The 25,239-nt window shown below is 64.4% G+C and carries 25 protein-coding genes; 7 read left to right on the top strand and 18 right to left on the bottom strand.

Annotated elements, in window-relative coordinates:
- Positions 1–2: 2 nt before the first annotated feature.
- From ACP150_RS08385 to rph, 5 genes are read right to left on the bottom strand one after another with little or no spacing between them, the layout of a single operon-like run.
- Positions 3–356 (bottom strand): YbaN family protein, encoded by a 354-nt coding sequence (locus ACP150_RS08385; RefSeq protein ID WP_424966134.1) that lies wholly within the window; start codon positions 354–356, stop codon positions 3–5.
- A complete protein-coding gene (gene hemW / locus ACP150_RS08380; RefSeq protein WP_424966133.1) occupies positions 353–1,516 on the bottom strand; it encodes a radical SAM family heme chaperone HemW in 1,164 nt (387 codons plus the stop codon). Before hemW ends, ACP150_RS08385 begins: the two co-directional genes overlap by 4 nt.
- 5 nt (positions 1,517–1,521) lie before the next feature.
- Positions 1,522–1,899, bottom strand: coding sequence for a RidA family protein (locus ACP150_RS08375; protein ID WP_424966132.1), 378 nt, complete (start codon positions 1,897–1,899; stop codon positions 1,522–1,524).
- Positions 1,896–2,513 carry an RdgB/HAM1 family non-canonical purine NTP pyrophosphatase gene (rdgB, locus tag ACP150_RS08370; RefSeq protein ID WP_424966131.1) on the bottom strand — a complete coding sequence of 206 codons (618 nt, stop codon included), beginning with the start codon at positions 2,511–2,513 and terminating at the stop codon, positions 1,896–1,898. Before rdgB ends, ACP150_RS08375 begins: the two co-directional genes overlap by 4 nt.
- Positions 2,510–3,226 carry a ribonuclease PH gene (gene rph / locus ACP150_RS08365; RefSeq protein WP_424966130.1) on the bottom strand — a complete coding sequence of 239 codons (717 nt, stop codon included), beginning with the start codon at positions 3,224–3,226 and terminating at the stop codon, positions 2,510–2,512. The genes rdgB and rph overlap by 4 nt, the downstream gene beginning before the upstream one ends.
- A gap of 156 nt (positions 3,227–3,382) precedes the next feature.
- Between rph and hrcA the strand changes: the two genes are divergently transcribed.
- Together hrcA and ACP150_RS08355 are read left to right on the top strand one after the other, a co-directional pair.
- Entirely contained in the window at positions 3,383–4,426 is a 1,044-nt protein-coding gene (gene hrcA, locus ACP150_RS08360) for a heat-inducible transcriptional repressor HrcA (RefSeq protein ID WP_424966567.1), read from the top strand.
- Positions 4,427–4,439: 13 nt separating this feature from the next.
- Positions 4,440–5,033 carry a nucleotide exchange factor GrpE gene (locus ACP150_RS08355; RefSeq protein WP_424966129.1) on the top strand — a complete coding sequence of 198 codons (594 nt, stop codon included), beginning with the start codon at positions 4,440–4,442 and terminating at the stop codon, positions 5,031–5,033.
- 103 nt (positions 5,034–5,136) lie between these two features.
- Here the strand turns inward: ACP150_RS08355 and mutS are convergent, their stop codons facing one another.
- Positions 5,137–7,776, bottom strand: coding sequence for a DNA mismatch repair protein MutS (gene mutS / locus ACP150_RS08350; protein WP_424966128.1), 2,640 nt, complete (start codon positions 7,774–7,776; stop codon positions 5,137–5,139).
- Between the two features lie 134 nt (positions 7,777–7,910).
- Here mutS and ACP150_RS08345 point away from each other — a divergent pair, with 134 nt between their 5' ends.
- A complete protein-coding gene (locus tag ACP150_RS08345) occupies positions 7,911–10,169 on the top strand; it encodes an NADP-dependent malic enzyme (RefSeq protein WP_424966127.1) in 2,259 nt (752 codons plus the stop codon).
- 136 nt (positions 10,170–10,305) lie between these two features.
- Here the strand turns inward: ACP150_RS08345 and msrA are convergent, their stop codons facing one another.
- Complete coding sequence (gene msrA, locus ACP150_RS08340) at positions 10,306–10,986, bottom strand: peptide-methionine (S)-S-oxide reductase MsrA (protein ID WP_424966126.1); 681 nt, start codon at positions 10,984–10,986, stop codon at positions 10,306–10,308.
- Positions 10,987–11,228: 242 nt separating this feature from the next.
- Here msrA and ACP150_RS08335 point away from each other — a divergent pair, with 242 nt between their 5' ends.
- Complete coding sequence (locus ACP150_RS08335) at positions 11,229–11,921, top strand: HAD family hydrolase (RefSeq protein ID WP_424966566.1); 693 nt, start codon at positions 11,229–11,231, stop codon at positions 11,919–11,921.
- Positions 11,922–11,924: 3 nt separating this feature from the next.
- On the opposite strand, the gene ACP150_RS08330 is transcribed toward ACP150_RS08335, so the two are convergent.
- The 3 genes from ACP150_RS08330 to ACP150_RS08320 form a co-directional block, all read right to left on the bottom strand.
- Positions 11,925–12,947: a M48 family metallopeptidase gene (locus ACP150_RS08330; RefSeq protein WP_424966125.1), complete on the bottom strand. Its 1,023-nt coding sequence runs from the start codon at positions 12,945–12,947 to the stop codon at positions 11,925–11,927.
- Positions 12,948–12,954: 7 nt separating this feature from the next.
- Positions 12,955–14,010 (bottom strand): YjgN family protein, encoded by a 1,056-nt coding sequence (locus tag ACP150_RS08325; protein ID WP_424966124.1) that lies wholly within the window; start codon positions 14,008–14,010, stop codon positions 12,955–12,957.
- 81 nt (positions 14,011–14,091) lie between these two features.
- Positions 14,092–15,309, bottom strand: coding sequence for an argininosuccinate synthase (locus tag ACP150_RS08320; RefSeq protein ID WP_424966123.1), 1,218 nt, complete (start codon positions 15,307–15,309; stop codon positions 14,092–14,094).
- A gap of 109 nt (positions 15,310–15,418) precedes the next feature.
- Here ACP150_RS08320 and ilvA point away from each other — a divergent pair, with 109 nt between their 5' ends.
- Positions 15,419–16,660 carry a threonine ammonia-lyase IlvA gene (ilvA, locus tag ACP150_RS08315; protein ID WP_424966122.1) on the top strand — a complete coding sequence of 414 codons (1,242 nt, stop codon included), beginning with the start codon at positions 15,419–15,421 and terminating at the stop codon, positions 16,658–16,660.
- Positions 16,660–17,706, top strand: a complete 1,047-nt coding sequence (locus ACP150_RS08310) for a 3-carboxy-cis,cis-muconate cycloisomerase (protein WP_424966121.1) — start codon at positions 16,660–16,662, stop codon at positions 17,704–17,706. The genes ilvA and ACP150_RS08310 overlap by 1 nt, the downstream gene beginning before the upstream one ends.
- On the opposite strand, the gene ACP150_RS08305 is transcribed toward ACP150_RS08310, so the two are convergent.
- The 6 genes from ACP150_RS08305 to ACP150_RS08280 all read right to left on the bottom strand — a co-directional run bounded on the left by ACP150_RS08305 (position 17,703) and on the right by ACP150_RS08280 (position 22,300).
- A complete protein-coding gene (locus ACP150_RS08305; protein WP_424966120.1) occupies positions 17,703–18,548 on the bottom strand; it encodes a 3-keto-5-aminohexanoate cleavage protein in 846 nt (281 codons plus the stop codon). The two genes, ACP150_RS08310 and ACP150_RS08305, sit on opposite strands and share 4 nt — an antisense overlap.
- Positions 18,549–18,558: 10 nt before the next feature.
- Positions 18,559–19,173, bottom strand: coding sequence for a protocatechuate 3,4-dioxygenase subunit alpha (gene pcaG, locus ACP150_RS08300; RefSeq protein WP_424966119.1), 615 nt, complete (start codon positions 19,171–19,173; stop codon positions 18,559–18,561).
- A 2-nt stretch (positions 19,174–19,175) separates the two neighbouring features.
- Positions 19,176–19,913 carry a protocatechuate 3,4-dioxygenase subunit beta gene (pcaH, locus tag ACP150_RS08295; RefSeq protein WP_424966118.1) on the bottom strand — a complete coding sequence of 246 codons (738 nt, stop codon included), beginning with the start codon at positions 19,911–19,913 and terminating at the stop codon, positions 19,176–19,178.
- The gene (gene pcaC / locus ACP150_RS08290; protein ID WP_424966117.1) at positions 19,910–20,305 is read right to left on the bottom strand and encodes a 4-carboxymuconolactone decarboxylase; all 396 of its coding nucleotides are present in this window, start codon (positions 20,303–20,305) and stop codon (positions 19,910–19,912) included. Before pcaC ends, pcaH begins: the two co-directional genes overlap by 4 nt.
- A gap of 12 nt (positions 20,306–20,317) precedes the next feature.
- Positions 20,318–21,487, bottom strand: coding sequence for a 4-hydroxybenzoate 3-monooxygenase (gene pobA / locus ACP150_RS08285; protein ID WP_424966115.1), 1,170 nt, complete (start codon positions 21,485–21,487; stop codon positions 20,318–20,320).
- A 72-nt stretch (positions 21,488–21,559) separates the two neighbouring features.
- Positions 21,560–22,300: a hypothetical protein gene (locus ACP150_RS08280; protein WP_424966114.1), complete on the bottom strand. Its 741-nt coding sequence runs from the start codon at positions 22,298–22,300 to the stop codon at positions 21,560–21,562.
- 68 nt (positions 22,301–22,368) lie between these two features.
- On the opposite strand from ACP150_RS08280, the gene paaK reads away from it, so the two are divergent.
- Positions 22,369–23,682, top strand: coding sequence for a phenylacetate--CoA ligase PaaK (paaK, locus tag ACP150_RS08275; RefSeq protein WP_424966113.1), 1,314 nt, complete (start codon positions 22,369–22,371; stop codon positions 23,680–23,682).
- Between the two features lie 29 nt (positions 23,683–23,711).
- Here paaK and ACP150_RS08270 read toward each other — a convergent pair whose 3' ends face one another.
- Together ACP150_RS08270 and paaD are read right to left on the bottom strand one after the other, a co-directional pair.
- The gene (locus ACP150_RS08270; protein ID WP_424966565.1) at positions 23,712–24,770 is read right to left on the bottom strand and encodes a 2Fe-2S iron-sulfur cluster-binding protein; all 1,059 of its coding nucleotides are present in this window, start codon (positions 24,768–24,770) and stop codon (positions 23,712–23,714) included.
- Positions 24,771–24,780: 10 nt separating this feature from the next.
- Complete coding sequence (gene paaD / locus ACP150_RS08265) at positions 24,781–25,239, bottom strand: 1,2-phenylacetyl-CoA epoxidase subunit PaaD (RefSeq protein WP_424966112.1); 459 nt, start codon at positions 25,237–25,239, stop codon at positions 24,781–24,783.

Raw genomic sequence — 25,239 nt, 5'->3', positions numbered from 1 at the left:
CTCTAGTCGCTCGGTCGCGTCCAGATAAATATCGAGACGAGGCTCAGAACGACTGCTTGGATCGCGAGAACGAAGGGCGCAACGCCGAGGATCAGACTGATTGAAAAGGCGGCGAGAACAGACACACTGGCCAGACATTTTGCACGCAGGCTGATGGCGCCGCGTTCCTGCCAGTCGAGAATGGGTTGCCCTAGTCGTGGATGCTCAATGAGCCAGAGGTGCAGCCGATCCGAACCTCGCGCGTAGCAGAACGCTGCGAGGAGCAGAAACGGAACTGTGGGCAGAAGGGGGAAAATGATCCCGATGACCCCAAGTCCAAGCGCGGCCGAGCCGCCCGTGACCCAAAGAACCCTCATGTATGCGCCAGCAAAAGTTGCCGCAGGACTGCGTTTAACACCATCATACCGGAAGAAGTGGCGCGCAGCTGCGTTCCGTCCAGTTTCAGAAGACCAGTTTCGATCAACTCCTTGAGGGGTTCCACAGGAAGGGCGTGCCCCGAGAGCGCTTCATATCTGTCCGTCGATATACCGTCATGAAGACGCAGCCCCATCATCAACATCTCATCGGCCTGATCTGCAAGGGGAATGCGGGAACGCGGGGTTTCACCGTTTCCGGTTCTCTGAACCGCGTCCAGCCATTTTTCTGGTGAGAGATGGGTTGAGGTCGCCCATTTCCCGGACGTGAGCGACAGGCGTCCATGCGCCCCGGGACCTATCCCTGCGTAATCTCCGTAGCGCCAATAGATCATGTTGTGACGTGACATGGCATCGGGGCGGGCATGGTTCGAAACCTCATAGGCGGGCATGCCCGCCGCCCCGCATATCTCCTGCGTGCGCTCATACATGTCGGCGCCGAGATCCTCGTCCGGCAGGCCCGGAAGCCGTCCAATGGCCTCGCGAGCGCCAAACGCCGTGCCGGGCTCAATGGTGAGCTGATAAAGCGACAGGTGGTCAACCGCCATATTTAGAGCCGTTTTGAGCTCAGCCTCCCATTCCTGAAGGGTCTGATCTTGCCTGGCATAAATCAGGTCAAAGCTCACCCGATCGAAGCAATCCCGCGCGATGTCAAAGGCCTTGCGGGCCTCGGCGACGCTGTGCAGCCGACCCAAAGCCCGCAGGTCGCGATCGTTCAGCGTTTGCACCCCCATGGACACGCGGTTGATCCCGGCATCCCGATACGCACGAAACCGTCCGGCTTCGACAGAGCTTGGATTCGCTTCAAGCGTCGTTTCGAAAATGTTCGAGGTCCGCCATGTGGTCCGGATCCGATCCATCAGATCCGCCACCAAGTCGGGATCCATCAGAGACGGCGTGCCGCCGCCAAAGAACACGGTATCCAGCGTCCGACCCTTGGTTTCCTGACCGACGCGGTCGATTTCAGAGAGCAAAGCGCTCCGCCACAGATCCTGATCAACGCGATCGCGGACATGGCTGTTGAAGTCGCAATAGGGGCATTTGGAGGCGCAGAACGGCCAGTGCAGATAGAGCCCGAAGCCGCCATGCTGCCAATCCTCCATCACGGTTAGCCTTTGAACGCCGTAACTTCGATCTCGATCAGCATTTCGGGCTCCAGCAGCCCGGCAAAGACCATGGTGGCGGCCGGGCGGATCTCGCCCAGGGCGGCGCCAAGAACCGGGATGACCTTTTGGGCCAGCGCGCGGTCCGATAGCGTGTATTGGACCCGGCAGATCGTATCGGGGCTGAAATCAGCTTCCTCCAAGACACTAAATATCGTTTTAAAACAATTACTTGCCTGTTCTTCAACGCTCACTGGCAAGCTCATGGTTGTGTAGTCATACCCGGTGACGCCCGACAGGAAGCACCAATCCCCCTGTACGACCGCCCGGGAGTAGCCAATTTCGGCCTCAAAGGGCGATCCGGAGGATATCAGGCGTCTCATGACCCCTCCGGAAAACACGCCGCTTTGAATTTCGCGAAAGCATCGGCGCGGTGGCTGATCTTGTTCTTCTCCCACCGGTCCATCTCGCCAAAGGTGATGTCATAGCCATCGGGCTGGAACACCGGATCATAGCCATGTCCCTGATCCCCGCGCATGGGCCAGACCAATTGACCATCCATGGTGCCGGGGAAAACGTGATCTGTCCCGTCGGGCAGGGCGAGCACCAGCGTGCAGCAGAACCGTGCTCGCCAAGGGGCTGCGGCGCCCTTCGCCAGAAGCGCGTCGTGCACCTTGGCCATGGCCATCTTGAAATCGCGTCCGGACGTGGTCTCGGCCCAATCTGCCGTGTAGACACCAGGGGCACCGTCGAGTGCGTCGACCTCCAACCCGCTATCATCGGCGAGGGCGGGCAAACCGGTCTCTTTTGCGGCGTAATGAGCCTTGATCCGGGCATTACCGACAAAGCTCGTTTCGGTTTCCTCGGGTTCCGACAGACCATGCTCGGCCGCCGAGGTCACGGCGATGCCGTAAGGCTCCAGCAGATGGGCAATCTCTTCGATCTTGCCCTTGTTGTGACTGGCGACGAGCAGGGTCTTGTCGGCAAAGAGGGTCATTGGCCGACGGCCGCTTTCTGAGCTGCTACCAGCTCTGCGACACCGGCTTCGGCCAGATCCATCAAGGTGTTCAACGCATCGCGCGAGAAGGGTGCGCCCTCGGCAGAGCCCTGAACCTCGATCAGGCCCCCAGATCCGGTCATCACGAAATTCGCGTCCGTGCCGGCCTCGGAATCCTCGGCATAGTCAAGATCGAGGACGGGCTGACCCGCGTAGATCCCGCAGGACACCGCTGCTACGTGATCCATCAGCGGATCGGTGATAATGTCGCCGGTCTTCATCAGCTTGTTCACGGCCAGACGCAGGGCAACCCAGGCCCCGGTGATCGATGCGCAGCGTGTGCCGCCGTCGGCCTGGATCACGTCGCAATCCACCGTGATCTGCCGTTCGCCCAGGGCGACCCGGTCCACGCCTGCGCGCAGGCTGCGCCCGATCAGACGCTGGATTTCCTGCGTTCGGCCCGATTGCTTGCCCGCTGCGGCTTCGCGTCGCCCCCGTGTATGGGTCGCGCGGGGCAGCATGCCGTATTCCGCCGTGACCCAGCCCAGTCCGGAATTGCGCAGGAAGGGGGGCACGCGCTCTTCGACCGAGGCCGTGCACAAGACGCGGGTTTCGCCCATGGAAATCAGGCAGGAGCCCTCGGCATGTTTCGTGAACCCGGTCTCGATGGAGACAGCGCGCATTTCATTGACTTGACGTCCTGACGGTCGCATGACGATCCTTTCGCTATTTGCGCCAGATAGGCGCGCCCTTATCTAAATGGCAAGCCGTTGACGCCAGAGTTGGGCGTGAAATAAAAGAGCGGCCCCCAAGCCGTTCTGTTGAGCATGACAAAGGCGCGCGACCCGATGGATGACCGATCCCAGGTGATGGCAGAAATGAACGATCGCTCCCGCGAGGTGTTTCGCCGGGTGGTCGAAGGCTATCTGAGCTCGGGCGACCCGGTGGGCAGCCGCACCCTGACGCGCAGCATGTCGGAAAAGGTCTCGGCCGCGACGATCCGGAACGTGATGCAGGATCTGGAATATCTCGGCCTGCTCGACTCGCCTCATATCTCCAGCGGTCGGATCCCGACGCAGCTTGGTTTGCGGATGTTCGTGGACGGCCTGCTCGAGGTTGGGGACCTGTCGCGCGAGGATCGCGAGACGATCGAATCCTCGGCGGGTGAGAACAATGATGTGGGCACCTTGCTGGATCGTGTGGGCTCGGCCCTCTCGGGGATCACGCAAGGGGCGAGCCTTGTGCTCACGCCAAAGCACGAATCCGCGCCGATCAAGCATATCGAGTTCGTCAGCCTTGGACCGGACCGCGCCCTGGTGGTGCTGGTCTTTGCCGATGGCCATGTGGAAAACCGGGTGTTTTCGCCTCCGCCGGGGCAGACGCCGTCCTCCATGCGTGAGGCTGCGAATTTTCTGAATGCTCTGGCCGAGGGTCGGACCCTGTCCGAGCTGTCTGATGTCATCGGGCGCGAGATTGCGACACGGCGCAGCGAGCTGGATCGCATCGCCGCGGCGCTGGTCGAGGCCGGAACCGCCGTCTGGCAGGATGCGGGCGAATCGAGCGAGCGGTTGATCGTGCGGGGCCGCGCGAACCTGCTGGGCGATGGTCCGCCCTCCGAAGATCTGGAACGGGTGCGCGAGCTTTTTGACGATCTGGAACGCAAGCGGGATATCGCCGCTTTCCTCGATCTGGCCGAGACGGGCGAGGGTGTGCGCATTTTTATCGGTTCGGAGAACAAGCTTTTCTCACTTTCGGGTTCCTCTCTGGTCGTCAGCCCTTATATGAACGCGGACCGCAAGATTATCGGAGCCGTTGGTGTGATCGGACCGACCCGACTGAATTACGGACGAGTCGTTCCGGTGGTGGAGTATACAGCGCAACTGGTCGGCAAGATCCTGGGCGACCGGGCATAGAGGAAACGAAGAGATGGCAGACCCCAAAACCGAAGAAGACATTTTCGCTGAGGTCGACGCGGAGATTGCCGCGGAAGAAGAGGCCGCCAATGCCGAAATGGAAGCCGCCCTTGCGGAAGAGGGGCCCGATGCCCCCGGTCCCGGGGTCGAGGCGATCATTGCCGAGCGGGACGAGCTGAAGGATCGGCTCATGCGCTCGCTGGCCGAGGCCGAGAACATCCGCAAGCGTGGCGAGCGGGATCGTCGCGAGGCCGAGCAGTATGGCGGCTCCAAGCTTGCGCGCGACATGCTGCCGGTGTTCGACAACCTGCGCCGTGCGCTCGATACCGTTGACGACAGCCAGCGTGAAATCGCGGGCGGCATGATCGAAGGCGTGGAGCTGACCATGCGCGAGATCCTCAATGTCTTTGGCAAGCATGGCATCACGCCGATTGCGCCCGAAGTGGGCGACACGTTTGATCCGCAGCTTCATCAGGCGATGTTCGAAGCCCCGGTGCCGAACATTCCGGCTGGCGGCATCATTCAGGTCATGTCCGAGGGCTTCCTCCTCCATGACCGGTTGCTGCGCCCGGCCCATGTTGGGGTATCCTCGACCCCGGCGAGCTAAACGCGTCACAGATTGAAAAGCCCCCGCCGGTTCGGGCCGGTGGGGGCTTTTTCATGCTCGGAGCTCGCGATGAGGGGCCGAAAACAGGCTCTTCACAAGGATTCTATGTCGCCTCGTCTTCTGAGAGTGCCTTCAATTCATAGATCAGGTCGAGCGCCTCGCGCGGGCTGAGCGCATCGGGAGAGATCTTGGCAAGACGGTCTTCCACGGGATGCGAGGCCGGGGCAACCGGGGTCGGGGGCGGCGCGCTCGCAAAAAGCGGCAGATCCTCCAGCAAGGCTTTCGCCGGATTGCCGCCCTCCCGCTCACCGGATTCCAGCGTGTCCAGCACCACGCGGGCCCGGGCCACCACGCTCTCCGGCAGGCCGGCGAGTTTGGCCACCTGAACCCCGTAGGAGCGATCCGCAGCCCCGCGCCGCACCTCGTGGAGGAAGATCACGTCGCCCTCCCATTCCTTGACCGAAACTGTCGCGTTCTCGACACCGGGCAGCTGCGTCGCGAGGCCGGTCATTTCGTGGTAATGGGTGGCAAACAGGGCCCGACAGCGGTTGACGCTGTGCAGATGCTCCATCGTGGCCCAGGCGATTGACAGCCCGTCATAGGTCGCGGTGCCGCGGCCGATCTCGTCGAGGATGACCAGCGCCCGATCCCCGGCTTGGTTCAGGATCGCCGCCGTTTCGACCATCTCGACCATGAAGGTCGAGCGGCCCCGGGCCAGATCATCCGACGCGCCCACCCGGCTAAAAACCTGCGTGACGAGCCCGATATGTGCGGCCTCGGCGGGGACGTAGCTGCCCATCTGGGCGAGGATCGCGATCAATGCGTTTTGCCGAAGGAAGGTCGACTTACCCGCCATGTTTGGCCCGGTCAGCAGCCAGATCGCGGCGTCATCCGCACTCAGGTCGCAGTCATTGCGCACAAACGGGCTGCCGGTGGCGCGCAAAGCGGCCTCGACCACCGGATGGCGCCCGCCGGTGATGTCGAACCGGCGGCTGTCATCCACCTGCGGGGCGCACCAGTCTTCGTCGCGGGCGAGCACGGCCATGGCCGTCATCACGTCGAGCTCGGCGAGCGCGCGGGCGCAATCGGACAGAACCGCTGCCTGATCCAGGATCGCCGCGCGGAGCCGTTCGAACACGGCCTTTTCGAGAGCCAGCGCCCGGCCCCCGGCATTCAGGATCCGCGTCTCAAGCTCCGAGAGCTCCACCGTTGTAAAGCGCACCGCGTTCGCGGTCGTCTGACGGTGGATGAACCGCTCGGACAGGGGCGGGGACAGCATCTTGTCCGCATGGGTCGCGGTGGTTTCGATGAAATAGCCCAGCACATTGTTGTGCTTCACCTTCAGGGAGCTGACCCCGGTGACCTCGGCATAGTCCGCCTGCATCCCCGCAATCACGCCGCGCCCCTCGTCGCGTAGCTGGCGGGCCTCATCAAGTTCCGGCTCGAACCCGGAGGCGACGAACCCACCATCCCGTGCCAGCAATGGAGGTTCGGCAATGAGCGCTTCTTCCAGCAGATCGCGCAGGGCGTCATGGCCGAAAAAGCGGCTCTTTGATTGGGCCCAGAGCGGGGGAAGCCCGTCCTCGGGCAGCGCTTCGGCCAAAGCCTCGGCTTGAGCCAGCCCGTTGCGAATGGCGGCGAGGTCCCGGGGACCGCCCCGTTCAAGGGCCAGACGCGACAGAGCGCGATCCATATCCGGGACCTGTGCCAGCGCGCTGCGCACTATGTCCAGAAGGTCAGGCGCCTCAAGCCCGTGCCGCACCCCGTCCAGCCGGTCGCGGATCACGTTGAGATCCGCCGACGGGCTCGCCAGTCGCCGCGCCAGCAGCCGCGCGCCCTGGGCCGTGGCGGTCCGGTCGATCACCGACAGAAGCGCGCCATCCCGCCCTCCGGAGAGGGATTGGGTCAGCTCGAGATTGCGCCGGGTCGCGGCGTCGATCTGAAGGCTGCGCTGGGCGCGTTCCTTCACCGGCTTGCGCAGCAGGGGCAGCTTGCCTTTCTGCGTGAGTTCCAGATAGCCGACAATCGCCCCCATGGCCGAGAGATCCGCGCGCTCGAAACTGCCGAACGCATCGAGATCCGCCACACCATAGAGCCGGCAAAGCCGCCCGACGGCGCCGGTGCTGTCAAAGCTCGCGCGGGAGATTTCGGTCGCGGCTGCCTGATGCTCTTCGACGAGCGCGCGCAGGTCGCTCTGCTCGGTCAGCAGCACCTCGCGCGGGGTAAGACGCGCCAGTTCCAGCGGCAGCCGCGCCGGGGGGCAGGCCATGACGCGGAACTCGCCGGTCGAAATATCGACCCAGGCCAGCGCCGCTTCGTCCCGCACGACCGCGAAGGCCGCGAGGAAGTTGTTGCGTCGCGCCTCAAGCAGGCTGGCCTCGGTCAGGGTGCCCGGCGTGACCAGCCGCTGCACCGCCCGTTTGACCACCGATTTCGAGCCACGCTTCTTGGCCTCGGCCGGATCCTCGATCTGTTCGCAGACGGCGACCCGAAACCCCTTGCGGATCAAGGTGAGCAGATAGCCCTCGGCGGCATGCACGGGGACGCCGCACATGGGGATGTCGTCGCCATTATGCTTGCCGCGTTTGGTCAGCGCGATGTCGAGCGCCGCCGCCGCTTCGACGGCGTCGTCAAAGAACATCTCGTAGAAATCACCCATCCGGTAGAACAGCAGCGCATCCGCGTGATCTGCCTTGATCTCCAGGTATTGCGCCATCATCGGCGTCACGGTTGTGCTGGCCACCTGCATCCCCCTTGCCCGCGCGCAGAGTATGCCTCTGCGCGCCGGTGCGAAAGTCGCAATCGCCCGTGCGTGCAAGGTGTTGAGGCACCCCGCCAACCTCGTTACACCAGTCGGACCGTTGAGGAGGAGAGACCATGGCCGGCAACAACAAGATCACCCGCGAGGACGCGCTCGCCTACCATCTGGAGCCGACCCCGGGCAAGCTGACGGTCAATGCCTCGACCCCCATGAGCACGCAGCGCGATCTGAGCCTCGCCTATTCGCCCGGCGTCGCCGTGCCCTGCGAAGCGATCGCCGAAAACCCCGAGACGGCCTATGACTATACGACCAAGGGCAACCTTGTGGCGGTGGTCTCGAATGGCTCGGCTGTGCTGGGGCTCGGTAATCTGGGCGCGCTGGCCTCCAAGCCGGTGATGGAGGGGAAGTCGGTCCTTTTCAAACGGTTCGCGGATGTGAACTCCATCGATATCGAGCTCGACACCGAGGATCCCGACGCGATCATTCAGGCGGTCAAGCTGATGGGGCCGACCTTTGGCGGGATCAATCTCGAGGATATCAAGGCGCCCGAATGCTTCATCATCGAGCAGCGCCTCAAGAAAGAGATGGACATCCCGGTCTTCCATGATGACCAACACGGCACGGCGGTGATCACGGCGGCGGGGCTGCTGAACGCGCTGCACATCACTGGCAAGAAGATCGAAGACTGCCGCATCGTTCTGAACGGGGCGGGCGCGGCGGGGATCGCCTGTATCGAGCTTGTGAAGGCGATGGGCGCCAAGCATGACAATTGCATCGTCTGCGACACCAAGGGCGTGATCTATCAGGGTCGCACCGAGGGTATGAACCAGTGGAAATCGGCCCATGCGGCGCGGACGGATCTGCGCACGTTGACCGAGGCGATGAAGGGGGCCGATGTGTTCCTCGGTGTGTCGGTCAAGGGTGCGGTGACGGCAGAGATGCTTCAATCCATGGCCGATGATCCGGTGATCTTTGCCATGGCGAACCCGGATCCGGAAATCACCCCGGAAGAGGCCCACGCCATTCGCCCCGACGCCATCGTCGCCACCGGACGTTCGGATTACCCGAACCAGGTGAATAACGTGCTCGGCTTTCCGTATCTGTTCCGCGGCGCACTGGATATCCGGGCGCGGGCCATCAATGACGAGATGAAGATCGCCTGTGCCCAGGCTCTGGCCGAGCTTGCCCGGGAGGATGTGCCCGATGAGGTCGCCCTGGCCTATGGCCGCAAGCTGAGCTTTGGCCGGGATTATATCATTCCGACGCCGTTCGATCCGCGCCTGATTCATACGGTGCCGCCCGCCGTGGCGCGTGCCGGGATGGATACGGGTGTGGCGCGCAAACCCATCGTGGACATGGCGGGCTACGAGCAATCACTGCGCGCGCGGATGGACCCGACAGCCTCGATGCTGCAGGGCATGTTTGCCCGGGCCAAGGGCACACAGGCGCGCATGATCTTTGCCGAGGGCGACGATATCCGCGTTCTGCGGGCTGCGGTGACCTACCAACGGTCCGGCCTTGGCAAAGCGCTGGTCGTGGGCCGCGAGGATGACGTGCGCGAACGGCTGGAGGCCGCCGGGATCGGCGATGCTTACCGTGAGCTGGAGATCGTGAATGCGCGGAACACCCGGCATTTGGACAGCTACAAGGAGCTGCTCTACACCCGGCTGCAACGCAAGGGCTACGATCGGTCCGATGTGCACCGTCTGGCGGCGCGGGACCGGCATGTTTTCTCGTCGCTGATGCTGGCGCATGGGCATGGGGATGGGCTTGTGACCGGGGCGACCCGGAAATCGGCCCATGTTCTGGGGCTGATCAACACGGTGTTCGACGCCACCGCCGAGGATGGCGCGGTCGGTGTGACGGCGCTTCTGGTGAAGGGGCGCATCGTGCTGATCGCGGATACGCTGGTCCATGAATGGCCGAGCCAGACGGATCTGGCGGATATCGCGACGCGTGCGGCCGGGACGGCGCGGTCTCTGGGACTTGAACCTCGTGTGGCCTTTGTCAGCTTCTCAACCTTTGGCTATCCGGTCTCGGAGCGGGCCACCAAGATGCACGAAGCGCCCCGTGTTCTCGACGAGCGCGGTGCCGATTTCGAGTATGATGGCGAGATGACCGTGGATGTGGCGCTCGACCCGGACATCATGGAGCAATATCCATTCTGCCGCCTCACGGGGCCTGCGAATGTGTTGGTGGTGCCGGCGCGGCACTCGGCCTCGATTTCGGTCAAGCTGATGCAGCAGCTCGGCGATGCGACGGTGATCGGGCCGATCCTGTCCGGTGTGGGCAAGCCGATCCAGCTCTGCTCGGCGACATCGACGGCCAATGACATTCTGAACATGGCAGTTCTGGCGGCCTGTAAGGTGGGCTAGGGGGCGCGGTCCCTGCGGACCGCGCGGACGCGCATCAGCTGCATCGGTTTTGCGGCCGGTGACGCCACCGCCTCAGCGCGCGACATGAAAAAGGCCCCTTCCGGGGCCTTTTGCGATGGAGATGGGTGATGCGTACTCAGCTTCCGGTAAAGGGAGCGGCGTCGCCCCAGATCGCCTTGACCCGGGCATCGCGTCCGCAGCCCTTGCGGTACCGCTTATAGGCTTCGGCCTTGGTCTTGGGTCCGAACCGGGTGAGGACGCGGGTTTGCGATTTGTAGTAATCCTGGTGGTAGTCCTCCGCCTCGAAGAAGGTCGCGGCCTCGCGGATCGGGGTGACAATCTTGCGGCCGAGATCGGCCTCGGCCTGCGCCACGGCGGCTTCGGCATCGGCACGTTGGGCCGAGGTGGCGAAGATCGCCGTTGTATAGCTGTGCCCCCGGTCGCAGAACTGCCCGCCCGCATCCAGCGGATCGATGCTGCGCAGGAACTTGTCGAGGATCTCGCGCGTGGAGACCTTGCGCGGGTCATACTCGATTTCGACCACTTCCAGATGGCCGGTTCCGCCGCGCGTCACCTGCTTGTAGCTCGGGTTGTCGACCGTGCCGCCCGCGTAGCCGGAGACCGCCTCGATCACGCCGGGCACTTGTTCGAAGTCTTTCTCGACGCACCAGAAACAGCCGCCCGCCACGACGATCTTCTCGGTGCCGCCCGCATGGGCCTGCTGGCATTCCGCGGCGATGCCGAGCACGATCGCCACGGCCAGAAGCACCGGCTTGAACCGGGCGAAATTCGGGAAGGGGAACGAGGGATGGGTCATAAAGGCCTCCTTGCGATGGGGGTATTTTGCCGCGAGCTGTCGCACAGGCTCAAGTCACCGGCCCGTGAGGTCACGCAGTGGTGAGGCAAAGCTTGGCTATGTTTCAATCCGGGTCTAACTTCGGCGGAAAACAGGGGAAATCACGGGCGAATGGTTACAGATCTCAACATTTTCAGATGCCGCCTTGCAGCAGGACTCGCGGCCGCCGCGATTGGTGAGCGTGTCACGGGGGGGGCTGCGTGATGCGGATCGCCATGTGGAGCGGGCCACGCAACCTGTCGACAGCGATGATGTACAGTTTCGGCGCGCGGGCTGATTGTGCCGTGCGCGACGAACCGTTCTACGGCGCCTATCTCGCCCTGACCGGTCAGGATCACCCCATGGCCGAAGAGATCATCGCCGCCCATGAAACCGACCCGCAGGTGATCGCCGCATCCTGCTTGGCGCCCATCCCCGAGGGGGTGCCTCATCTCTACATGAAGCATATGCCCCACCATATGGTCCCGGGCGTGCCGGTGGATTGGGCCGAGGCGTGCGTGAACGTACATCTGATCCGCCATCCGGCCCGGGTGATTGCGAGCTACGGGGCGAAACGGGCGGAGATGACGCTGGAGGATATCGGGTTCCCCCAGCAGAGCGCGCTTTTTGACAAGATCGGCGGAGTCGTCGTGGACAGCGCCGATATCCGCGCGGATCCTGCGGGCATGCTGCAGCGGATATGTGCCGAGATTGGTCTGTCTTACGATCCGGCGATGCTGTCCTGGCCTGCCGGGGGCCGCCCCGAGGACGGGGTCTGGGCCCGGCATTGGTACGGGGCGGTGCACCGGTCCACCGGGTTTGCCGGTCCCGAAGGGCCGCTGCCCGAGACGGAGTCCCCGCTCCTGCCCGAGGCGCTGGAGATCTATGAGGAGCTGGCCGCTAGAAAGCTTTCCTGACGGCTAGCGCGCATCCAGATAGGCGTCGATATCGTCGATCCGGTCTCGGTTGCCGGGATGGGTCGAAAGCCAGCCACCGCCATCACCAACCTCGGCGGCGAGGGCTTCGAAGAACTCCTTGAGGCCCGCGGGATCATACCCCGCCGCATCCGCCAGCCGCAGGCCGACCTGATCGGCCTCGGTTTCCTGCTCGCGCGAGAAGGAGAGCGAGAGCAGGACATTCCCCTCGAGCAGCACATCCTCGAGCAGCGGACCCGTTTCCCCGGCGATCAGCGCGACCATCACGTAGATCCCGAGGGAGCGATAGAGCCGCTTGAGCGCGTGTTTCTCCATCACATGGGCCATTTCATGGCCAAGCACGGCAGCAATCACATCATCGTCGAACTGGTTCGTCAGCGCATCGGTCAGCACCACCGTGCCGCCCGGCAGGGCGAGCGCGTTGGGCCCGAGGCCGGGCAGGGCACGGAACTCCAAAGTCAGCTCTTCGGCAATCGCGTGGTCCGGCACCACTGCGCGCAGATCTTCGAAAATCTCGCGCGCACCTGCCTGCTGGCCCGCGCTCAGCTGGGTTGGTCGCCCGATCGTGGCATCCATGGCCGCGAGCGTGCTGCGGTCCATGGCATGGATCAGGGGCGCAGGGGTCAGCACGACCGCCACATTGACCAGAACCGTCAGCGCGACTGTGTACACCAGCCAGCCACCGAGCAATCCGCCGATCACGAAGAGGATCAGGCGCGGGTGAAATCGTTCGAACCCGTGCAGGCGTGACCAGAACCCGGGTGGGTCCAGCGTGGCGATGGCGTCGAAATCTTCGCTTTCGAACTCCGCGCCGTTTTGAAACCGCAATTTGCGGGGCAGCGCGCCGAGCCGCGGTTCGATGGTCACATCACCCAGCGCGTCCTCGGCCATCAACCCGCCCTCGGCCCCAAAGAGCCGGGCATGTCCGCCCTGAACCCGGAGCTCGGCCGCGCTCTGCATCGAGCTGCCGCCGGATGTGGCCATCCCCTTGGCGCGTATGTCGGTCATCGGAGGCTCACAAGTTGATGTCGAAATCGATGCCCTCGATATCGGTAAAGGCATCGCCGATGGAGCTCTTCTCCGCCTCGAAATGGGAGATGAAGCCATCCAGCGACCCGTCCGGCACGAATTCCGTATGGGCGGCAAAGTAGCTGGTCAGTCGGATCTGGGCCCAAGGCAGGAGCAGCCCGAAGGAGAAGATCACCGCGACACCGTTCGTGGCGACGATCCACAAAATGGCCATGGGCGAGACCGTCGAGACAAAGCTGTGGCGTCCATCCAGCAGCGTATTGTTGTACACGATGTTTCGAATGAAGGCCTGAAAGAGGGTGACCGAGGTCACGAAGGCGAAGAACAGGAAGAAAAGGGCCAGCAAAAACACGGTCCCTCCGAACAGCTCCGCCGTGTCTTGCGGATCGTTGAAATCCATACCGGTGATGCCCGATTGGCCGATCGAAAGGGCCAATATCACCCCAAGTCCACAGAATACCACGAGCAGAAACCACAGGATCGAGAGGCCAAAGGCCTTGTAAAAGGGTCCAATCGGGGCGTCGAAGCTCAAGGGGCTCCGGCCCAGCACATGGCCGTTTGTGGTGTAGCGGCGCTGGGCGCGCTCGGCAAAGGGCCAGGCAAGATAGAGCGTGAACACGGTCAGGAAGGGCACCAGCAGATAGGCTTTGAACGCCCCGCCATAGGTCCCGGTGAAGTTGAAGCGCACGCCGGACCAGCTCGACACCCGGGCGTTGAACCGGAGCGACCGGTAGAGCAGGTAGGGAAAGACCCCTACGAATAGCAGGGGCAGAACGATTGCCAGAATGGGGATCGTTGCGAGCACCGAATAGGCGATCAGCCCGATCACCACGATGATCCGCCCGATCAGGATCTGCTTGCCCGTGGCGTGGTAGTCGAAGCTCCGCCCGGCGATCTTGGTGTTGCGATAGAAGTATTGCTTGGTCCGCACCTTGGCCCAGGCGGAATAGATCCCGACCGTCAGAATGGTCAGGACCAGATTGACCATCCAGATCCCGAACCACTCTTTCGTGGTGCCATTGAATTCAACGCGTTCGCCCATGGCTGCCTCTGCTTGTGTCGCCCGCAAGCCTAAGCCGGGCAAACTGGCAAAACAAAGGCGCTGGGACGGACCGCGACGATATTACTTCAGGCGCTTGTTCCGGGCTGCCAGCAGCTTCAGGCGCAGGGCGTTCAGTTGGATGAAACCCGCCGCGTCCTTCTGGTCATAGGCCCCGGCGTCATCCTCGAAGGTGACATGGGCCTCGGAATAGAGGCTGTGCTCGGACCAGCGGCCTACGGTGCGCGCGAGACCCTTGTAAAGCTTCAGCCGCACGGTGCCGGTCACATGTTCCTGGCTCTGGTCGATCAGGGCCTGCAGCATCTCGCGCTCGGGCGAGAACCAGAAGCCGTTATAGATCAGCTCCGCATAGCGCGGCATCAGCTCATCCTTGAGATGCGCCGCGCCCCGATCCAGCGTGATCTGCTCGATCCCGCGATGGGCCTCCAGCAGGATGGTACCGCCCGGCGTCTCGTAGATGCCGCGGGATTTCATGCCGACAAACCGGCCCTCCACAAGGTCGAGACGCCCGATCCCGTGCTTGCCGCCAAGCTCGTTGAGCTTGGTCAGAACGGTCGCTGGGGACATGGCCTTGCCATTGATCGAGACCGCATCGCCCTTCTCGAACCCGATCTCGACATATTCCGGCTCGTTCGGCGCGTCCTCGGGAGAGACGGTGCGCTGATAGACGTAATCGGGTGCGTCTTCTGCCGGATCTTCGAGGACCTTGCCCTCGGACGAGGTGTGCAGCAGGTTCGCATCCACCGAGAACGGCGCCTCGCCGCGCTTGTCCTTGGCGATCGGGATCTGGTTCTTCTCTGCGAAATCGACCAGCTTGGTGCGGCTCGACAGGTCCCACTCGCGCCAGGGGGCGATGACCTTGATGTCGGGGTTCAGGGCATAGGCGGCCAGTTCGAACCGGACCTGGTCGTTGCCCTTGCCGGTCGCGCCATGGGCCACGGCATCCGCGCCCTCGGCCTCGGCAATCTCGACCAGCCGCTTCGAGATCAGCGGCCGCGCGATCGAGGTGCCCAGCAGGTAGAGCCCCTCATAGACCGCATTGGCCCGGAACATCGGGAAGACGAAGTCGCGAACGAATTCCTCGCGCAGATCCTCGATATAGATCGCGCTCGCGCCCATCATCTCGGCCTTGGCCCGGGCGGGCTCCAGCTCTTCGCCCTGACCGAGATCGGCGGTGAAGGTCACGACCTCGCAGTTATACTCGGTCTGCAGCCATTTCAGGATGATCGACGTGTCCAAACCACCGGAATAGGCGAGAACGACTTTCTTTGGCGCGGACATGGGCGGGAGTCTCCTTGGGCTACTTCGCCCGTGCGGTTATCGACTTTTGCGCGGCAGGGCAAGCGGACCCCGCCTTGCACCCGCTGCAGGATGCTGAAACTGTCGGCCCATGACCGAGTTTGCCGATAATGCCCATAGGGCAGAGCGCGCCATGCGACCGCTTTTCCCTGCCACGCCGCTGCAGCGGAACGCGCATCTGTCCGAGCGGTTCGGAGCCGAGATCTGGCTGAAGCGCGAGGATCTCTCGCCGGTCCGGTCCTACAAGATCCGCGGGGCGTTCAACGCGATCTCGAAGCGTGTCGCCGAGGGGCAGACCCAGTTTGCCTGTGCCAGTGCGGGCAATCATGCCCAGGGCGTTGCCTATGCCTGTCAGCATTTCGCGGTGCATGGGGTGGTGTTCATGCCGGTGACGACCCCGCTGCAAAAGATCGACAAGACGCGGATCTTCGGTGGCGCGGCCATCGATATCCAGCTCGTTGGGGACTATTTCGACGATACGCTGGCTGCGGCACAGGCCTATTGCGGTGAGGCGGGCGCGACCTTTCTGTCGCCCTTTGACGATGCGGATGTGATGGAGGGGCAATCGACCGTCGCGGTCGAGCTGCTGGACCAATTGGACAGCCCGCCCGACATGGTGATTCTGCCTGTGGGTGGGGGCGGTCTCTCTTCAGGGATGAAGGGGTATTTCGACGCGTCGGGGGTTGCGGTCGACCTGCGCCTGGTGGAGCCGTCGGGGGCCACAAGCCTCGCTGCCGCGCTGGAGGCAGGCGCGCCACAGACCCTCGCCCGGGTCGATAACTTCGTGGATGGGGCCGCTGTGGCGCGGATCGGGGCGCGCCCCTTCGAGATCCTGCGCGATGTGCCGCGGGATCACGTGCTCTCGGCGCCGGAGGACCGGATCTGTCATACGATGCTCGAGATGCTGAATGTCGAAGGGATCGTGCTGGAGCCCGCCGGGGCGCTGGCCGTGGACGTGTTGGAGCCGCTGCGCTCCGAGATCAGGGGCAAGCGGGTGGTCTGCGTGACGTCCGGCGGCAATTTCGATTTCGAGCGGTTGCCCGAGGTGAAGGAACGCAGCCTGCGCTTTGCGGGTCTCAAGAAGTACTTCATCCTGCGGTTGCCGCAGCGTCCGGGCGCCCTGAAAGAGTTTCTGGGCTTTCTCGGCCCCGAGGATGACATCGCGCGGTTCGAGTATCTCAAGAAATCCGCGCGGAATTTTGGTTCGGTTCTGATCGGGATCGAGACCAAGGATGCCCGTGCCTTCGAGCAGCTCTTTGCCAGGCTCGATGCGGCGGGCTTCCCGTTTCGGGACATCACCGAGGACGCGCTTTTGTCAGAGTTTCTGATCTGATGGCGGCGGGGGGGCAGAACAGGCTGTTTGACGGGCTGTTTGCGGATCCCGAGGTGGCGGCGCTCTTCTCTGCCGAGACAATGCTGGCGCAGTTCATGGCCTTTGAATGCGCGCTCACCCGGGCGCAGGGTCGGTGGCGCGCTCTGCGAAACGCAGAGCGCGCGGTCGCGCTTATGGAAACGGTGCGCCTTGATCCGGAGGGTCTTGCAGCGCGGGTCCGCCGGGACGGGGTTCCCGTCCCGGCCTTCGTGGCCGCGCTCCGGGCCGAGATGGGCGCGGATGCCGACGCCTTACATCAGGGCGCGACGAGCCAGGATGTGATGGATACGAGCCTTGCCCTGTCCCTGCGCGGTGTCAGTGACCTGTTGGACGCGCGACTCTCGAACCTTCTGGCGCAGCTCGCAACGCTCACAAATCAACATGGGACGGCACCTCTGATGGGACGGACCCGGATGCAGGCGGCCCTGCCCATGACCGTGGCGGATCGGCTGGCAAGCTGGACCGCGCCCCTCGAACGCGTGCGCACCCGCCTGCCCGAGATCCGCGCCGGGGTCGAACATCTGCAGTTCGGAGGGCCGGTTGGCGTCCGGGCACCGGAGGATGATGCGGTTGCTGCCGACATGGCCAAGGCGTTGGGCCTGCAACCCCCCGGTCCCGTCTGGCATGCGACGCGGGATGGCGTGGTGGCCTATGGCAACTGGCTCGCGCTGGTGAGCGGCAGCCTCGGCAAGATGGGGCAGGACCTCGCGCTCATGGCGCAACAGGGTCTGGATGAGGTGCAGCTCAGCGGTGGTGGTGCCAGCTCCGCCATGCCGCACAAGCAGAACCCGGTTGCCGCCGAGATCCTCGTAACGCTCTCGCGGTTCAACGCCACTCAGATCAGTGGACTGCACCACGCCATGGTGCATGAGCAGGAACGGTCCGGGGCGGCCTGGTCGCTGGAATGGATGATCCTGCCCCAGATGTGCGAGACAACCGGGGCCGCGCTCCTCCATGCGCGGGACCTGCTAAACGGGATCGAGCGGCTCGGCACGCCAACGGCCTAGGCCGCGACGGCTGCAGGGCGGAGGCCGAGGATCTCGCGCGCCTGATCCGGGCGCGCCACCGGGCGCTCATACTGATCGCAAAGCGCGACGACCCGCCGGACCAGTGCCGCATTCGATGGCGCCAGCGTCTCACGGTCCAGCCGGACGTTGTCCTCGAGGCCCGTGCGCGCATGCCCGCCGCCGGCCACGCACCATTCATTCATCACGATCTGATTGGCCCCGATGGCCGCGCCGCACCATTCCGCCCCGGGCAGCAGCCGCTCGACCGTTTTCACATAGAACTCGAAGCTCTCGCGATCCACGGGCATCGCATTCTTCACGCCCATGACGAACTGAATATAGGGCCGCGCCGGCAGCCGCCCGTCCCGATGCATCGCGGCGGCCTGATGGATATGGCTGAGATCGAACGCCTCGATCTCGGGGATCACGCCATGGGTGACCATCTCGCTGGCGAGCCAATCCACCAGAACGGGCGGATTCTCGTACACGCGCTTGGGGAAGTTGTTCGACCCGACGGTGAGCGAGGCCATGTCCGGGCGCAGGGGCAGCATCCCGCCCCGATCCTGCCCGGCCCCGGATCGCCCGCCGGTGGAAAACTGGATGATCATGCCCGGGCAATGCTTGAGCAGACCCTCCTGCAGGCGCGCGAATTTCTCAGGGTCGCTCGAGGGGCTCTCATCGGGGTTGCGCACATGGCAATGGGCGATGCTCGCGCCCGCCTCAAAGGCTTCGTGGGTGCTCTCGACCTGTTCGGCGACCGTGATCGGCACGGCCGGGTTCGCCGCCTTGGTGGCAACGGAACCGGTGATCGCAACGCAGATGATGCAGGGTTTGGTGCTCATGGCTCCATCCTCAGAAGTCAAAAAAGATCGTCTCTTGGGGGCCCTGCAGATGCACATCGAACCGGTAGCGGTCCGGGCCCTCGGGCGTGGCGAGCAGGGTGGGGATCCGGCTCTGATGCTCGATCCGGGTCAGGACCGGGTCCTCGCCATTGGCCTCGGCCTCATCGGCGAAATAGATCCGGGTTTGGAGGCCCAGATTGATGCCGCGCGCCACGATCCAGAGGGTGATATGGGGCGCCTGCAAGCTGCCGTCGTGGAAGGGCACGCGCCCGGGCTTCACCGTCTCAAAGAGGTAGGCGCCGGTTGCGCCATCACTGGCACTGCGCCCCCAGCCGGTGAAATGCGGATCCCCCGGACCGCGCGGGTCCCCTGCCGCAAAACGACCCGCTGCATCCGCTTGCCAGATCTCGAGCAATGCATCCTTGAGCAGTGCCCCCGCGCCATCATGGACCACCCCGGTCAGGGTGATCTGTTGGCCCTCCACCGGTCCTGTGATCAGACGCGCGCCGAGATCCTCGGGATAAACACCGGCGATCCCCGACCGGTTCGGAACGCAGCCGATATGGACATAGGGTCCGGCAGTCTGAGAGGGGGTCTCTTTGAGATCGTGCAGGGGTTGGGTCATGGTCACATCCCCTCGGGTCGGTTTTCGAACATGGTCTGACGGCGCCCGCGCAGTACGATATCGAACTTGTAGGCGCGCGCATCCATGGGGATGTTACGGGCCATGTCCAGTGGGGCAATCAGGCTTTTGACCGCCTCGGGCGACGAGATCGCGCCGACAATCGGGCAGCGCCAGATCAGGGGATCGCCCTCGAAATACATCTGGGTCACGAGGCGCTGGGCGAAGGCCGGGCCAAACACCGACAGATGGATATGGGCCGGACGCCAGTCATTGGCCGTGTTGGGCCAGGGATAGGGGCCGGGCATCACCGTGCGAAACTCGTAATGTCCATCCGGGCCCGAGATCACCCGCCCGCACCCGCCGAAATTCGGATCGAGCGGTGCGAGGTAGCTCTCTTTCTTGTGACGATAGCGCCCGCCTGCATTGGCCTGCCAGATCTCGATCAGCGCATCCGGCACCCCGCGCCCGGTCTCATCCAGCACGCGCCCATGAACGACGATCCGGGGCCCGATGGCCGCGCTGCCATCCTTGCTGAAATTGTGGATCAGGTCATTGTCCCGCGGCCCGAGGATGTCATGGCCAAAAACCGGTCCGGTCTCTTCGCCGAGGCTCGTGGGGAAGGAGAGCGGGGCAAAGCTCGGCGCCCGCTTCACGGTGGTCTTGTAGGCCGGGCTCAGCGGGGCCGGGTGCCAGTCCCGGTTACGGCGAAAATAGCCCCCCGAGGGTGGCGCCTCGGTCATGCCTCGCCCTCCATCTCGGCGAAGGTCGCCTTGGCAAGCTTGATCGCGTGGTTGGCCTTGGGCACGCCGGCATAGATGGCCACATGCTGGAACGCCTCCATCACGTCCGACTGGCTGGCCCCGGTATTGGCGCAGGCGCGGACATGCATTGGGATCTCGGCGAAATTCCCGGTGGCCGCGAGCAGGGCGAGGGTCAGCATCGACCGCTCGCGCCGGGTGATCGCATCGCTGGCCCAGACCGTACCCCAGGCACCCTCGGTGATCAGGGTCTGGAACGGCGTGTCGAGGTCGCTGCGCGCGGCCTCGGCGCGGTCCACATGGACGTCGCCCAGAACTTCGCGCCGGACGGCCATGCCCGCGTCATAGCGTGTGTTGGGGGTGTCTGTGCTCATGAAAACCGTCTCTCAATAGGGCAATCCGACATAGTTCTGCGCCATCGCGGCTTGGGCGGCCTTGTTGGTGCGCAGGAACTCGATCTCGGCCAGCTGGATCTTGTATTCGAACTCCGTCTGATCTGGGAAGCGATGCATCAGCGTGCTGAACCACCAGCTGAAGCGCTCGGTCTTCCAGACCCGGGCGAGGGCGCGTTCGGAATAGCGGTCGAGGCCCTCGGCATCGCTCTCCTCATAGATTTGGCGCAACCCGGTATAGAGGTAATGCACATCCGAGGCGGCCGTGTTCAACCCCTTGGCCCCGGTGGGCGGCACGATATGCGCCGCATCCCCGCAGAGAAACAGCCGCCCCCAGCGCATGGGTTCGGTCACGAAGCTGCGCAGGGGCGCGATGGACTTCTCGATAGAGGGGCCGGTCACGAGCCGCGCGGCCTGCTCGCCGGGGATCCGCCGCCGCAATTCGTCCCAGAAGGCCTGATCGCTCCAGTCTTCGGGGCGGTCATCGAGACGGCACTGGATGTAGTAGCGGCTGAGCGCCTCGTTCCGCATGGAACACAGCGCAAATCCCCGCTCGGAATTGGCATAGATCAGTTCGTGATGGACCGGCGGTGTGCGCGAGAGGACCCCGAGCCACCCGAACGGATAGACCTTTTCATAATCCTTGCGAAGGGTTTCGGGGATGGTCTTGCGGCTCACCCCGTGGAACCCGTCGCAGCCCGCCACATAGTCACAAGCCAGCGTCTGGCGTGCGCCATCCACCGTGTACTGCACCTCGGGGCTGTCCGTGTCGGCTCCGACGATCTCCACATCCGAGACCTGAAAAACCAGCCGTCCGTCCGTCGCCTCGCGCGCCTTATAGAGGTCGCGGGTCACCTCGGTCTGGCCATAGACCATCACCGGCTTGTCCGTGTGCTCGGTGAAATCAATGCGGAACATCTCGTCGCCATAGGAGAGCAGCGTCCCGTCATGGGCAAAGCCCTCGCGATAGACCCGCTCGCCCACGCCCGCCTCGGTCATCAGATCGAGCAGCCCCTGTTCCAGCACGCCGGCCCGGATCCGTTGCAGGACATAGGCCTTTGTTTGCCGTTCGAGCACGACGGAGTCGATCCCGCGCGTGTGCAGAAGCTGCGACAGCAGGAGCCCGGACGGTCCCCCGCCAATGATGGCGACCTGAGTGCGCATCCTCTCCTCCGTGAACGCGGCAAGGATGAGGCTAGTCCCATCCTCCGTCCAAGTAAATTGATCCGGACCCGGTTAGGGCGCGGGGGCCGTCGGGCTGAGACGGGGCAGGGCAGCGAGATGCGCGGCCACACGCGCCCGGCAAGCCGCGCCGACCCAATCGGGACCCAAAAGCGCCTCTGCCTCGGGCGCAAGCCGCAGGGCAAGACGCCGCCAATGGTGCAGGATCACAAGGCGCTGGGCCGTGGCGGTCATGGGGTCTTCGGGGCGGGTTGGGCCGTGGTCCAGAGCATCCCGAAGCCATGCCAGATCTGTGCCGAGCGGTTCCGGCACCGCCGAGGCCGCGACCCAGGGCGGCAATGGCCCGGGCAGGGGGGCTGAGAGGGTGTCCGCACCACCGGGCACAGGGCCGAGATATCGGCCCGCACCCAGTAAAAGAGCCTGTTTTGGGGCCTCGGTCCCGTCTCGTGTCACGATCACGTAGCGTGCAGGGGCGTCGGGGATGGACGGGGCATAGACCCGGTCGGCGACGGCGGCTGTCTCGGCCCGGCCCCGAGTGCTCAACCCGTAAAGCCCGATCCGTCCCCGCCGGGTGGCCGTGATCCAGCCATCCTTGCGCAGCCGGTGTAGTGCCACGCGCTGGGCCTCGGGCCTGATCTGCAGCCGTCCGAGGATTTCCGAGATCTGAGGTCCCGACAGGACCGCCCCGTCTGCCATGGCGGCGTCACCAAAAAGGGTCACCAGCAGGGACCAGACCTTCAGGTCGCCTGTCTGGCAAAGCGTCGCGATCAGGTCCGTGGTTTCTGTGTGCGTCATTCGTTGCATCCGCATTGATCTGCGATCCGCTTCGGTGCACCTTTCGTCCAGCCACGGGAGGGGCGCATATGGAAGACTTGGGGGCACGGCCCGAGGAGCTCGAACCGATCGAGCGGGCCTCGCGCGACGAGATCGCAGCATTGCAACTGGACCGGCTGAAATGGTCCCTGAACCACGCCTATACCAATGTGCCCATGTACCGCGCGCGGTTCGATGCGGCCGGGGTGCATCCCGATCAGATGCAGCAGCTCTCGGATCTGTCGCGCTTTCCCTTCACCGGCAAGGATGACCTGCGGGCGAACTATCCGTTCGGCATGTTTGCCGTGCCCCGGTCCGAAATCCTGCGGATCCATGCCTCGTCGGGGACGACGGGCAAGCCGACGGTGGTCGGCTACACGGCGGGGGATTGCGACCTCTTCGCCAATATGGTGGCCCGCTCTTTGCGCGCGGCGGGGGTGCGCAAGGGGGATATGGTGCATAATGCCTATGGCTATGGCCTGTTCACGGGCGGGCTTGGCGCTCATGTGGGGATCGAGCGGCTGGGCGCGACCGTGGTGCCGGTCTCGGGCGGCATGACCCAGCGCCAGGTGACGCTGATCACGGATTTTGCGCCGGATGCGATCATGGTCACGCCCTCCTACATCCTCAACATCCTTGAAGAGTTTCACCGGCAGGGCCTCGACCCGCAGGACAGCTCGCTCAAGGTCGGGGTGTTCGGCGCCGAACCCTGGACCAACGCCATGCGCGCCGAGGTCGAGGCGGCGTTCGATATGCATGCGGTGGATATCTACGGGCTCAGCGAGATCCTCGGGCCCGGGGTCGCCAATGAATGCGTCGAGACCAAGGATGGTCTCCATGTCTGGGAGGACCACTTCTATCCCGAAATCATCGACCCGGCGACGGGTGCGGTCCTGCCAGATGGCGAGATGGGGGAGCTGGTCTTTACGACGCTCACCAAGGAAGGTCTGCCCATGGTGCGCTACCGGACGCGGGACCTGACGCGGCTCTTGCCGGGGACTGCGCGGTCCATGCGGCGGATGGAAAAGATCACGGGGCGCTCGGATGACATGATGATCCTGCGCGGGGTGAATGTCTTTCCCACCCAGATCGAAGAGCAGTTGATGGCGACGGATGGCCTTGCGCCCCATTTCCAGATCGAGCGGTTCACGGATGGGCGGCTCGACGCCATGCGGGTCCATGTGGAGGCCCTTCCGAGTGCTGCCGATGACGCACGCCGGGGTGCCGCGCGCGAGGCGCTGGTGCGCCGGGTCCGTGAAACGGTCGGCGTCAGCGTCGAGGTCGCCGTGGGCGATCCGGGCAGCGTGGCGCGGTCCGAAGGCAAGGCCGTGCGGGTGATCGACCGACGGTCCGATCCGGGATGAGCGCGCGAAACAGGCTCTAAGCAAGGCGATCAGGCGTCATAATCGATCTCGAGCGGGCCCGAGACCGGATAGCTCTGGCAGGTGAGGATATAGCCGTCGCGCACCTGATCGTCCTCAAGCGCGTGGTTCGCCCGCATCTCGACCTCGCCGCGCAGCACCCGTGCGCGACAGGTCGAACAGACCCCGGCGGTGCAGGCAAAGGGCGCGTCGATATCCGCCGCCCGCGCGGCCTCGAGCAAGCTCTGATCCTGCGCGACGATAAGATCCTGACGAATACCCCCCACGGTGATCTGTGTCGCGATGCCCGGCGCATCCGGCGCCACATGGCGGGGCGCGGGGGCGAGTTTGCCCGGCTGATCGGCGGCAAAAAGCTCGAACCGAATGCGATCTTCGGGCTGGCCATGGGCGGCGAGCGCGGAGGCGACCGCCTCCCGCATCGGGCCGGGGCCGCAGATATAGCTCGCATCAACCTGATCCAGCGCGATCCACCGGGTGAAGAGCGCGGCGCATTTCTCGGCATCGAGACGCCCGGAGAAGAGCGGAATGTCCTGCCCGCTTTCGAGCACATGGATCACCGTCAGCCGGTCGAGATAGAGGTTCTTGAGGTCCTCCAGCGCGTCCCGGAACATGATCGAGGCCGGGCTGCGATTGGCATAGATCAGCGTCGCCTGCGCCGCTCCATCCTGCCGGAGCAGTGTCCCGATCAGCGACAGGATCGGTGTGATCCCGGATCCGCCCGCCACAAAAAGCAGATGTCTGCCCGCCGTCTCGGGCAGGGTGAACTGCCCCATGGGCGGCATCACCTGCAGGCTGTCACCCACGCGCAGCTCCGTATTGGCCCAGCCGGAAAACGCGCCACCGGGCACATGCTTGATCCCGACGCGCAAGGCCCCGTCCCCCTCGGGCGCGCAGATCGAGTAGGACCGGCGCAGCTCCACCTCGCCGATCTGCCGTCGAAAGGTCAGGTATTGCCCGGCCTTGAAGGCAAACGCCTCGGGCGTGTCCGGGCGCAGGGTCACGGCCACCGCGTCCCGTGTCGTGCGGTCGATCCGGGTGACGGTGGCAGTGTGAAAGCGCGGCGCGGCCATGGTCACATCCTCAGAGGCATTTGAAATAATCGAAAGGCTCAAGGCAGCTGCGGCAGCGCCATTGGGCCTTGCAGGGCGTGGAGCCGAACTGGCTGACCCGTTCGAGATCCGTCCCCGCGCAACGGGGGCAGGCGGCAGGGCCGCCGCTCGGGCTGGGCGGCGCGATGCCGAAGGCCGTGAGCTTGGCGCGCCCGGCCGCGCTGATCCAGTCGGTGGTCCAGGGCGGGGCGATGCGTGTTTCGATCCGCAGCGCCTCAATGCCGCGCGCGGTCAGGGCCGTCTCGATATCCTGCGCGATGACACGCGTGGCCGGGCAGCCGGAATAGGTCGGGGTCACGGTGACGGACAGGGTCTCGGCCTCCCACCGGACATCGCGGATGACGCCCAGATCCACGACCGAGATGGCGGGGATTTCGGGGTCCGGAACCTTCTCAAGCCAGGACCAGATCTGCGCGACCGGGGGGCGCAT

Origin of the sequence: Dinoroseobacter sp. S375 (genome assembly GCF_049800775.1) — a bacterium.
Taxonomy (GTDB): domain Bacteria; phylum Pseudomonadota; class Alphaproteobacteria; order Rhodobacterales; family Rhodobacteraceae; genus Dinoroseobacter.
Note: the sequence above shows the minus strand (reverse complement) of the source record. Positions and strands in the feature narration are given on the sequence as shown.

Excerpts from the sequence above, each read along its gene's own strand:
- ACP150_RS08385 (WP_424966134.1), bottom strand. The coding sequence starts at position 356 with ATGAGGGTTCTTTGGGTCACGGGCGGCTCGGCCGCGCTTGGACTTGGG.
- hemW (WP_424966133.1), bottom strand. The coding sequence starts at position 1,516 with ATGGAGGATTGGCAGCATGGCGGCTTCGGGCTCTATCTGCACTGGCCG.
- ACP150_RS08375 (WP_424966132.1), bottom strand. The coding sequence starts at position 1,899 with ATGAGACGCCTGATATCCTCCGGATCGCCCTTTGAGGCCGAAATTGGC.
- rdgB (WP_424966131.1), bottom strand. The coding sequence starts at position 2,513 with ATGACCCTCTTTGCCGACAAGACCCTGCTCGTCGCCAGTCACAACAAG.
- rph (WP_424966130.1), bottom strand. The coding sequence starts at position 3,226 with ATGCGACCGTCAGGACGTCAAGTCAATGAAATGCGCGCTGTCTCCATC.
- hrcA (WP_424966567.1), top strand. The coding sequence starts at position 3,383 with ATGGCAGAAATGAACGATCGCTCCCGCGAGGTGTTTCGCCGGGTGGTC.
- ACP150_RS08355 (WP_424966129.1), top strand. The coding sequence starts at position 4,440 with ATGGCAGACCCCAAAACCGAAGAAGACATTTTCGCTGAGGTCGACGCG.
- ACP150_RS08345 (WP_424966127.1), top strand. The coding sequence starts at position 7,911 with ATGGCCGGCAACAACAAGATCACCCGCGAGGACGCGCTCGCCTACCAT.
- msrA (WP_424966126.1), bottom strand. The coding sequence starts at position 10,986 with ATGACCCATCCCTCGTTCCCCTTCCCGAATTTCGCCCGGTTCAAGCCG.
- ACP150_RS08335 (WP_424966566.1), top strand. The coding sequence starts at position 11,229 with ATGCGGATCGCCATGTGGAGCGGGCCACGCAACCTGTCGACAGCGATG.
- ACP150_RS08330 (WP_424966125.1), bottom strand. The coding sequence starts at position 12,947 with ATGACCGACATACGCGCCAAGGGGATGGCCACATCCGGCGGCAGCTCG.
- ACP150_RS08325 (WP_424966124.1), bottom strand. The coding sequence starts at position 14,010 with ATGGGCGAACGCGTTGAATTCAATGGCACCACGAAAGAGTGGTTCGGG.
- ACP150_RS08320 (WP_424966123.1), bottom strand. The coding sequence starts at position 15,309 with ATGTCCGCGCCAAAGAAAGTCGTTCTCGCCTATTCCGGTGGTTTGGAC.
- ilvA (WP_424966122.1), top strand. The coding sequence starts at position 15,419 with ATGACCGAGTTTGCCGATAATGCCCATAGGGCAGAGCGCGCCATGCGA.
- ACP150_RS08310 (WP_424966121.1), top strand. The coding sequence starts at position 16,660 with ATGGCGGCGGGGGGGCAGAACAGGCTGTTTGACGGGCTGTTTGCGGAT.
- ACP150_RS08305 (WP_424966120.1), bottom strand. The coding sequence starts at position 18,548 with ATGAGCACCAAACCCTGCATCATCTGCGTTGCGATCACCGGTTCCGTT.
- pcaG (WP_424966119.1), bottom strand. The coding sequence starts at position 19,173 with ATGACCCAACCCCTGCACGATCTCAAAGAGACCCCCTCTCAGACTGCC.
- pcaH (WP_424966118.1), bottom strand. The coding sequence starts at position 19,913 with ATGACCGAGGCGCCACCCTCGGGGGGCTATTTTCGCCGTAACCGGGAC.
- pcaC (WP_424966117.1), bottom strand. The coding sequence starts at position 20,305 with ATGAGCACAGACACCCCCAACACACGCTATGACGCGGGCATGGCCGTC.
- pobA (WP_424966115.1), bottom strand. The coding sequence starts at position 21,487 with ATGCGCACTCAGGTCGCCATCATTGGCGGGGGACCGTCCGGGCTCCTG.
- ACP150_RS08280 (WP_424966114.1), bottom strand. The coding sequence starts at position 22,300 with ATGACGCACACAGAAACCACGGACCTGATCGCGACGCTTTGCCAGACA.
- paaK (WP_424966113.1), top strand. The coding sequence starts at position 22,369 with ATGGAAGACTTGGGGGCACGGCCCGAGGAGCTCGAACCGATCGAGCGG.
- ACP150_RS08270 (WP_424966565.1), bottom strand. The coding sequence starts at position 24,770 with ATGGCCGCGCCGCGCTTTCACACTGCCACCGTCACCCGGATCGACCGC.
- paaD (WP_424966112.1), bottom strand. The coding sequence starts at position 25,239 with ATGCGCCCCCCGGTCGCGCAGATCTGGTCCTGGCTTGAGAAGGTTCCG.